Genomic DNA, 8,888 nt, shown 5'->3' with positions numbered 1-8,888 from the left:
GACGCGGCGTATAGATCTGCAAACCGCCGCCCGGCCCCATAAGTACGAGGCGATCGGCACGTTCGGGCGTGTCCAGCGCCAGCTTCAGGGTTGTGGCACCGCCCAGTGAATTCCCGATGATATGCGCCTTCTCGACCCCAAGCACATCCAGTAGATCTCGCATTGAATCCGCATAATATTGATAGATGCTGCCATCGATCACCGGCTTGTCGCTTTGCGAGAACCCGGGAAGATCGGGTATGATTACGCGAAAATGCTTGGCGAAGGCATCGATATTTCGGCGATAATTGCTCCATCCACCGGCCCCCGGCCCCCCGCCATGAATCATCAACAATGCCGGTCCTTCACCAGCTTCATGATAATGCAGGCGGTGCTTTCCTGCCTGGATGAACTTGCTCGTTCCTTCTGCGGTCAATCCCATTCTGTCCCTCTTATGTCTTATAATGGATCCGCCCGCAGACGGACAGACCTGATACCGGCTATATCGGATAGGCCATGTAATGCGCCATTAGCGGTGCGTCAGTGATGGCCGTCTTCGACCTAAATAAAGGCTTGTCTTTTGCCAGTGATATGAGATCGATATATTGTCCCGCAGCGAATACTTCGGTTTTTAGCGTGTCCGAGCGGGTGAACATCACAGAGAAATTGGATCGCATTTCTATGAGGTCGACCCCAACAGATCGGCAACTCACCCTCTGGGCAAAATGCCGGGGTTGGTAATCCTGAAAAGTGCCCGCCCATACCCGCGTAACGAACTGGACCCTGTCCTTGAGGCGATCGTGGCAATCATCCAGGATAAAGGCAATTCCCAAGCCGCGTTCCTCGGCTTCCAGAGTCTTGCAGACATAGGCGCCTTCCGCGTCAAACGTCGCGAGCCAGGCGCCCATATCCTTGCGACCCAATGCATCCATATATTGCAGTTGCAGGGCATCGAGCTGCGCCATAACTTCGGGGGTAATCTCGCTCATCGCGCTTCCTTCTCAAATCCCATGATCTTGCGATAATATTCCCAGCTCGGAATATTGGCTGACTCATCGTTCTGGCTGAATTCCGTGGGGATCTCGTACTGTCCGCGCATGCCCTTCTGGAAAATCTGATGGCCCGGCGCGTGGCCGCCAATATGAAGCCGCTGGAATACCGCTGCATCTTCCATGCTGACAAGCCCGCATGGACCGAGCAGGTTTGACGACTGGCGAATGCGGTGGTTCCGCATTTCCTCATCATCATCCTCGCGCCCGAAATAAGCAAAGTGCAATTCGGTCTTGTTGACCGCCACAGGGTTTACGAAACGCAGACCGATAGAATCGAGATGCTTCACCGCTGCGAACAAAGGAAACAGATGGAGCGAGCAGGATCCGCGCTCGAAATTGGCTTCCTTATATTCGATCAGCGAGTTGTCATTGAGCATGGTCTTGCCCTTGGGCAGAGACAGCATGCTTTCAAATCCGCGATGGCCAGTGTCATTTACGAACTGGCTGCCCTTGCCGCCCTGCCAGTTGAGCATGCGGAAAGCCATGTGCAGCAGGGGGGCGTGCCACGCATCATTGTCGTGATAAGTTTTCCAGTTGGCGTGAAGCGTCAGTCGATGATAGCCCAGCAACACCAGCCGCCCGTCGCCGCCCATGGCATTAGCCAACTTTCCCTCATAGCCATCAAGGAAATCTTCGATCGACCGGGTCTCCTCGCTGAAGGTCACGAAAATCAGGCCGTGAACGATCGCCACGCGGGGCTTCATAAGCGGATAATCGGCGCGCGAGAAACCTTCCGAATCCTCCGGTTTGAGCGGGCAGCCGATCAGTTTGCCGCGCGTATCGAAATTCCAGCGATGATATGGGCATTCAAAGCGACGTTTGTTGCCGTATGCTTTCGTTTCAACCTGCGCGCCGCGGTGCGAGCAGCTATTGTACATCACATTGATCTCGCTCTCCTCGTCGCGCGTGACGAGCAAGGGCACCTCGCCGACAAGACAGGTCTTGAAGTCACCGACGTTCGGTACTTCGCTGGCATGCGCCACTGGCGTCCATTCCGCACCATAGAAGATGCGTTTTAGTTCCTCCCGATAGATGTCCTCACGGACAAAAATGTCCTTAGGTACATGGCTGACCTTCGCGGGCCAGATGACCTCCGGCGATAGACTGCTGACTTCCTTCATCATCATCTCCAACTTGTTGGCAGGCGAGAGTGCTCTTGCACTGCGAAAACAGGTGCGCCGGTCATCCGCTCGCGCCGCCAGCCACGTACAATGTCTGACCGGTGATATAATTGGCGGCATCCGATGCGAAAAAACGAACCGCATCGGCCACTTCCTGAACACTTCCGGCACGCGCCATTGGTGTGTCGTCAAGCGACTGGTCAAATGCCGCCTTGCGCCACTCTTCCTCGATAGGCGAAAGCGGATCCGGGTTGCGCGGAGCAACGCGATCGGTCACTGCAAGCGCGCCTGGAGCTACGCAATTGATCCTTACCCCGGCATCGGCCAACTCGCGACCAAGGCATTTGGTCATCGCGTGAACACCGCCCTTCGCTGCCGAATAGGGAACCCTCCACATCCATCCGCTTGCGGCGGATCCGATGTTCACAATGGCACCCGATTTGCGCGCGAGCATCGGGGGAATAACGGCCCGGCAAGACCACATTGTCGGCCAGAGCGAGCGCGCAACTTCTGCCTTCAACTCAGATTCGCTATACTCCCAGAATGGCTTGGCCTTGATCGCGCCCCCAACATTGTGAACCGAAATGTCGATCTGGCCAAATGCCGCAATCGCTTCCGAAACCATCTTCTGTGCGCCGGCAAAGCATTCAAGATCGGCTTCGACGCATAGCGCGCGGCCTTCCGGACCCCCGATCTCTTCAAAAACATCTTTCAGGAATGCAGCGCGTCGATCGACAAGTACAACTCTCGCACCTTCGCTTGCGAAGACCTGTGCGATTGCACGACCGACGCCTTGCGCCGCTCCTGTAACAATCGCGATCTTGTTAGCGAACTGAGACATCTCCAATCTTTCTCCTACCGGGCACAAACGCCGAATTGCCATCCGCTAAAGCATGGGCAGGGCCTTCATAAAACGGAATAATCTCATTCGTGCACAGGCTGCACAGCTAAGCGGCGAGCAGGCGAACCGATCGCCTGGCCCACAGTTGGATGCGGCATTTCCCGCAATTGATTTTGGCGCGGGCAATCTCAAAAGCCTAATGGTCCCGGACATTTAGGAAGCATCCACCGTGCCAGACATCGTGGTTGATTGACGCGCTCCATCGCTGCGTGAACCCGCTGCCCGTGTAAGAACCGCTTCCAACTCGGGTCGAATTTTCGGCTACTCGTAACCCCGTGATCGTCTACAATCTCGCAAATCAATTTGGTGAAGCGGCATTCACCCGACGAAAGAGCATGCCGTCAAGTCAAATTGACAAGCGTTTCTTCAATATTCGATTTGATTGATTTAGGCCTTCGTCCCAGCAATTGTTCCGCATCGGCCCATACCCTTGCGAATTCGCCAGCGTCGATCGCCTCGTAAAACCCTTTCAACATCTCTACAACAAACGGCGGACGACCATTTTGCGTCATAAAGGCACCGTATTCATCTCGAGTGATCGGGAACGCTTCGACCCGCCGCCCGGCTGCGCGGGCGATCAAAGCGGCGATTTCAATCCGCGTCAAAGCGTCAGGACCGTTGATTTCATAGATCTTTCTTGCGTGATCACCACCGGTGACTATCGTTGCCAGAATTTCGGCAATGTCTGTTATATCAGTATAGGCAACGCGACCTGATTCGCCGGGAAGAATTAATTCGCCAGACAGCGCCGCAGCCTTGATCAACCATGTGATGTTCTGGACATATTCGCTATTGCGGACGATCGTTGCAGGCAAGCCGCTGCGGACAATTTCGGCCTCGGTGAATACATGTATCGGCGCGAAAGGATAGAGACTTTCGGCCACTGGATTGACCCGGCTTGTGTAAACCAGATGTCCCACCTCGGCACGCCGGGCCGCTGCGATTGCATTGCGGTGCAACGGCATACGCTGTTCTATCGGCCCAGGCGTGGAGATCATCAAGACGGTACCAGCCCCGGAAAACGCCGACACCATGCCTTCCGTATCGGCAAAGTCCAATCGCATCGTGCGAAAACCAAGCTCCGCCAAATCGCCGATCTGGTCCGGGTTGCGACTTCCCAGCACCACTCCGGCAGAAGCACCCATCACGTGGAGAGCCTTGGCAACCAGCCTTCCCAGCCTGCCGTTCGCGCCGGTAACAACGATCATACCGTCAATTTCCTTTTTCTGGCGTGCCACGTGCAGTGGGGAGCCGCTGGCGGCAAGTAAACTACGCAATCTGTGCGCGGGATGCACAACCGATGTGACTTGCCGACCAGCCAGCGCAAGGCTCGACCGCGGCTCTTCAGGCGGGTGACGCGGCTTTCGGCTCGCCATTGCAACCGGCCGCAGACTGCTCTATTTAAGGGTAAAAATATTTGGAGTTGGGAGATGGTCAAATACAAGAAAGTCCGAGCTGTTAATCGTGGCATGGACATTCTCGCCGCTCTAAGCCGAGAACCGGGCGCGTCCGTTGCCCGGATAAGCAAAATGATCTCCGTGCATCGGACTACGGTCTATCGTATCCTTGATACGTTGGAGGATGCAGGCTATGTACGCCGGTCGCTAGCTGATGATTGCTATTGCTTGACAAACAAGATTCGCGCTCTCGGCCACGGGGTGGATGAGGACGCGAATATCATAGACATCGCTGCGCGGCATATCCACGATATTACCTCAGAACTCGCATGGCCATCAAGCGTCGCCACGCTTGATGGCCATCGCATGTTCATTCGCGAAACCACGCATGGGCGTAGTCCACTTTTCGTCCATGAGGTGCACATCGGAACTGAAACTCCCATATTGACGACAGCTATGGGGCGCGCTTTTCTGGGCTACTGCAACGATCGCGAGAGGGAGATGATCATCCGGATGATAGCCGATTCGGATCGGATGGAAAGTTGCCTTGCGCGCGATGACAGTTATGTGGATCGCGCAATACGTCTTACCCGTGAACAGGGCTTTGGCTGCAGTTTTGGCGAGAGCCGGAAAACGCTGGCCAGTATCGCCTTGCCAATCCGTATCGGCAATGAGGTAAAGGCCTGCATCAACGTCGTGTTCTTCCGCAGCGCGGTGCCGGCGGATGCTGCGATACGATCATATCTTCCGGTGTTGGCACGTAACGCCGCAGCTATCGAACAAGGGCTGACGACGCATTGACTTCCTAGCTAGTCTGCGCGGTCATCATCGCCATGCCTGCGATCCATCCTGGGATAGGTTCATAAAATTCCACATGTGCATCGTAAGCTCCTGCAGCAGATAGCGCGCCTGCTGCAGCAATCCAGCACAATACTTCGTTTGCGGCGCGGCCAGCGGTTGCACGCACCTCTTCTTCATCGAAGGCGTCACAGCGGGAAATATCGCCCCTTTGCAAGATTTCCAGAAATGCCCGGTCCCACTCAGGGTTAAGCGGTGCACACGGCCCCTCTCCCTTAGCGGCGAGAACACCGAATTCAGTCAGATGCGCTTCACGCGCGACTTTTTCAGCGGCGTCGCGTCTCCCCCCGTTTATCAATCTTTCAGCAACCGCCGCCGGAACTTGTTCGACGTTGGGAACCGGCGGATCGTGAGATAGGCCACCCGACGCCACCAGCAACACCCGCTTACCGGTTTGCTGGGCAAATTGACCAACCGCCTCGCCAAGCATGCGCATCCGCCGGTAGCGGGGCAGTGGCGGAGCAGCACAATTGACAAAGATCGGAATGATCGGAAGGTCTGTAAACTTGCCGCGAATTTCCTGCCACATCTGCAAGAAGCCGTGATCCACAACCATGTTGCGCGACGTCGCCACATCAAAATCATGGTCTTGCAGCCAGCCCACCAGCGCTTTTGCCGCATTGACGGGCACATCAAGTTCACCTGGACCGATATCCCAGTCCTCTGCTGACCGGGCAGCAAGGCCAACACAGAAATTTGGCATAAGGCGATGGAAAAACCCTTGAAAATGATCTGGCGAGAATTGGATGATGATCTCGGGATCGAATTCCCGCAGACGCAGGGACAAGGCATCAAAACCGGCCCGCACCCGGGCGGACTGGTCCGGATCGATTGGAACTCTGCTCAGCATGGGGGTGTGGGACGCGCAAATCAGCGACAATGTCATGACATTTCCTGCAATTTTCGCCGCCGCACAAGCCGCGATCGGCATACAAGCTTCGGTCCTTTGTCGATGGTCCGCAAGCCCAAACTACTGGCCGTTCACCTCATGAACAATGCGACCGAAAGATCGTAGGTACTTCCCTCGACAACTTGTTGCGGATTCTCAAATATAGCTTAGCTTTCTGCCAGTCAGCGCAAGCGGAAACTCATTCAAGATTCACGTAAGCAAAATATTTGACCCGGTCAAACGTCGCCCTTCGAGATCTCTGTGTGCCCTTGCAGCGTCAGCCAGCGGATAACATTGCCCGATTTCGACCTTGACCGCACCTTGCTCGACCACCGAAAACAGCCGAGTGGCGCTTGTCTCCAGATCTTCGCGCGAGACGGTGTAGCTTGCCAGCCCCGGTCGCGTGATGAAAAGCGAACCCTTATTGGCAAGAACCTGCACATCAAAGGGCGGGATCGATCCCGATGCATTGCCGAAGGATACCATTGTCCCCAACCGTGAAAGGCAATCAAGCGAACCTCGAAAACTGGTTGCACCGATTCCGTCGTACACAACCGGCACGCCCTTGCCTGAGGTAATTTCCCGAACGCGCGGAGCGAACTCTTCTTCATCCATCACGATTATGTGATCACATCCAGCACGTTGTGCCAGATGCTTCTTGGCAGCTGATCCGACAGTGCCTATCACCTCGGCGCCGAGATGTTTGGCCCATTGGCACAGGATCTGCCCTACTCCTCCCGCGGCGGAGTGTATCAGAACAACCTCGCCCGCCCGGACCGGATAGGTGCGATTGAGAAGATATTCTGCCGTCATCCCTTTGAGCAGCATTGCGGCGGCGTCACGTAAATCGATTGAGTCAGGTAGTTTGATCAGACGAGCGGCTGGCCTCAAGAGAAACTCCGCATATGCGCCAAGCGGGTCGATGTATCCCACCCGGTCCCCTACACTGATGCCTTCCACGCGCGGCCCGATTTCCTCGACGATGCCCGCCCCTTCCAGACCCGGTATGAACGGAATGGCGGCCCGATAGCGCCCAGTACGAAAACAGACATCTATGAAGTTAAGCCCGATCGCGCAATTGCGAACCAACACCTCGCCAACCGATGGCGGCGGAACTTCTACCGTTTCTTGGCGCAATACATCCGGGCCACCACATTCGTGAACTCGAATCACACGCGTCAGCAATTTCCAACCCTCTCGTTCGCCGCGACAGCAGCATCAAAACATGACCGAGCAGAACCAGACTTGCTCAGTGTCTCATCAAGCACCTCGTTACGGAATGCGTCTGTCACAAGATAAACCCAGAGCCGGACCGATATCCTGCAGCGCAAGGAAGGCCTTGCGGCTATTCGACGAACAACCTGTCGAAATCCATGCCAAAGTCGCCCATTATCTTTATGGCTGTCGCGCGTCCGCCGCCAATCACACCACCACCGGGATGCATGAACGGGCCGGACAGATAGAGTTTCTCCACACCTGGCACCGCATATTGCGAAAGCGCCGGAGTGGGTCTCCGGCCAAGAAATTGATAAAGATAACGCCCGATTCCACTGACATCGCCACGACGGAAGCTGGGCGAAGAACGCTCGTAATCCAACGGTGAATCGACATGGCGGGCAATGATGTTGTCGCTCGACATGTTGGTCGTGAACTTACGGAAGTAATCAAGCAAGTGGTCGGCCGCTTCCTCTTTCACATCATCCCATGCAGCACTCCCGCCGTCCTTCAAATCATAAGGCATGAAGGAATATTTGTAGAGCGTCGCCTTGCCTTCCGGCGCGCGCGACTTGTCAAAATTGGTATGAGTGGCGCAAACCAGACTAGGATGCGCTGGCCTGCGATTATACCTAAGATCGTCAAATTCTTGACGGAATGTATCAAGCTGAGCCGGAAGGCATTCTACAACCATCGGATCAGGCAACCCTTCAAGCGCGGTGTAACGAGGAGCCTCGTGTAAGGCATAATGCGTGTTCATCGAGCTGTAGCCGCCATGATGCGTGCGCTTGGCATCGGCCACTATGGTTGGGTCCACACCGGCCACGAACTGATCAAGCGTGTGTGGATGGATGCAGGCCACGACTGCGCGCTTGGCGCGAATCTCTTCTCCGTCCTTCAGTTCAACGCCAACCGCCTGGCCGCCTTCCACAATAACCCGAACCATTTCAGATTCGGTTCGCAGTTCGCCGCCATGATGTTCGATACAGCGCACCAGCGCCTCGGGAAGCGCCACACTGCCGCCTACCGGAAGCCCCCCGTGATAACTGTGCGACATGCCGACAATCAGGTTGAAGACCAGACCTGTGCCCTTCTCCTCAGGCCCGGACATCGCTTCTGACGAAAATTTTGCAAAATGAACCTTCAGAATCTCGTTCTCGAAAAGCTCGTTGACGATGTCCATCGCGCTTTTGTTCATGATCCCGATGAGTTCGCGACCCTGCTCGCTCTGTTCAAGCAGGCCAATGGTGGTGCCGAAGGGCAGCGGTGGCGCATGAAGGCCGGAAACGAACATTGGAAGGATCGTCTTCATCTTTTCGACATGGCGCCGATAGCTTTCGGCATCACGCGGCGAGATTTTCGCCAGCGATTCGCAGGTTTTGTCGAGATCGTGATAGGTCAGGACCACCGATCCATCGTCGAAGACCGACGCGAATGAGATTTCCGGTCGGATATATTCCAGCCCGAATTTGCCGA

At 55.6% G+C, this 8,888-nt stretch carries 9 protein-coding genes; 1 reads left to right on the top strand and 8 read right to left on the bottom strand.

Annotation, left to right across the window (positions count from 1 at the left end):
- The 5 genes from QMG56_RS22680 to QMG56_RS22660 all read right to left on the bottom strand — a co-directional run.
- Nucleotides 1–421: alpha/beta fold hydrolase (locus tag QMG56_RS22680; RefSeq protein ID WP_281825122.1), on the bottom strand; the 421-nt coding region annotated here is incomplete at its 3' end.
- A gap of 58 nt (nucleotides 422–479) precedes the next feature.
- Nucleotides 480–968, bottom strand: coding sequence for an aromatic-ring-hydroxylating dioxygenase subunit beta (locus QMG56_RS22675; protein ID WP_281825120.1), 489 nt, complete (start codon nucleotides 966–968; stop codon nucleotides 480–482).
- Complete coding sequence (locus tag QMG56_RS22670) at nucleotides 965–2,158, bottom strand: aromatic ring-hydroxylating dioxygenase subunit alpha (protein WP_281825118.1); 1,194 nt, start codon at nucleotides 2,156–2,158, stop codon at nucleotides 965–967. The genes QMG56_RS22675 and QMG56_RS22670 overlap by 4 nt, the downstream gene beginning before the upstream one ends.
- 55 nt (nucleotides 2,159–2,213) lie before the next feature.
- The gene (locus QMG56_RS22665) at nucleotides 2,214–2,993 is read right to left on the bottom strand and encodes an SDR family NAD(P)-dependent oxidoreductase (RefSeq protein ID WP_281825116.1); all 780 of its coding nucleotides are present in this window, start codon (nucleotides 2,991–2,993) and stop codon (nucleotides 2,214–2,216) included.
- Between the two features lie 401 nt (nucleotides 2,994–3,394).
- A complete protein-coding gene (locus QMG56_RS22660) occupies nucleotides 3,395–4,261 on the bottom strand; it encodes an NmrA family NAD(P)-binding protein (protein ID WP_281825114.1) in 867 nt (288 codons plus the stop codon).
- Between the two features lie 144 nt (nucleotides 4,262–4,405).
- Here QMG56_RS22660 and QMG56_RS22655 point away from each other — a divergent pair, with 144 nt between their 5' ends.
- On the top strand, nucleotides 4,406–5,251 hold the full coding sequence (locus tag QMG56_RS22655; protein ID WP_281825112.1) for a helix-turn-helix domain-containing protein: 846 nt from the start codon (nucleotides 4,406–4,408) through the stop codon (nucleotides 5,249–5,251).
- Nucleotides 5,252–5,255: 4 nt separating this feature from the next.
- Here the strand turns inward: QMG56_RS22655 and QMG56_RS22650 are convergent, their stop codons facing one another.
- The 3 genes from QMG56_RS22650 to QMG56_RS22640 all read right to left on the bottom strand — a co-directional run bounded on the left by QMG56_RS22650 (nucleotide 5,256) and on the right by QMG56_RS22640 (nucleotide 8,820).
- A complete protein-coding gene (locus QMG56_RS22650) occupies nucleotides 5,256–6,239 on the bottom strand; it encodes a 3-carboxyethylcatechol 2,3-dioxygenase (RefSeq protein ID WP_281825110.1) in 984 nt (327 codons plus the stop codon).
- A 168-nt stretch (nucleotides 6,240–6,407) separates the two neighbouring features.
- Nucleotides 6,408–7,382, bottom strand: a complete 975-nt coding sequence (locus QMG56_RS22645) for a quinone oxidoreductase (RefSeq protein WP_281825109.1) — start codon at nucleotides 7,380–7,382, stop codon at nucleotides 6,408–6,410.
- A 160-nt stretch (nucleotides 7,383–7,542) separates the two neighbouring features.
- Nucleotides 7,543–8,820: an NAD(P)/FAD-dependent oxidoreductase gene (locus tag QMG56_RS22640; protein WP_281825108.1), complete on the bottom strand. Its 1,278-nt coding sequence runs from the start codon at nucleotides 8,818–8,820 to the stop codon at nucleotides 7,543–7,545.
- Between the last annotated feature and the right edge of the window lie 68 nt (nucleotides 8,821–8,888).

This window comes from Sphingobium sp. BS19 (assembly GCF_027925545.1).
Classification (GTDB): Bacteria; Pseudomonadota; Alphaproteobacteria; order Sphingomonadales; family Sphingomonadaceae; genus Sphingobium.
Note: the sequence above shows the minus strand (reverse complement) of the source record. Positions and strands in the feature narration are given on the sequence as shown.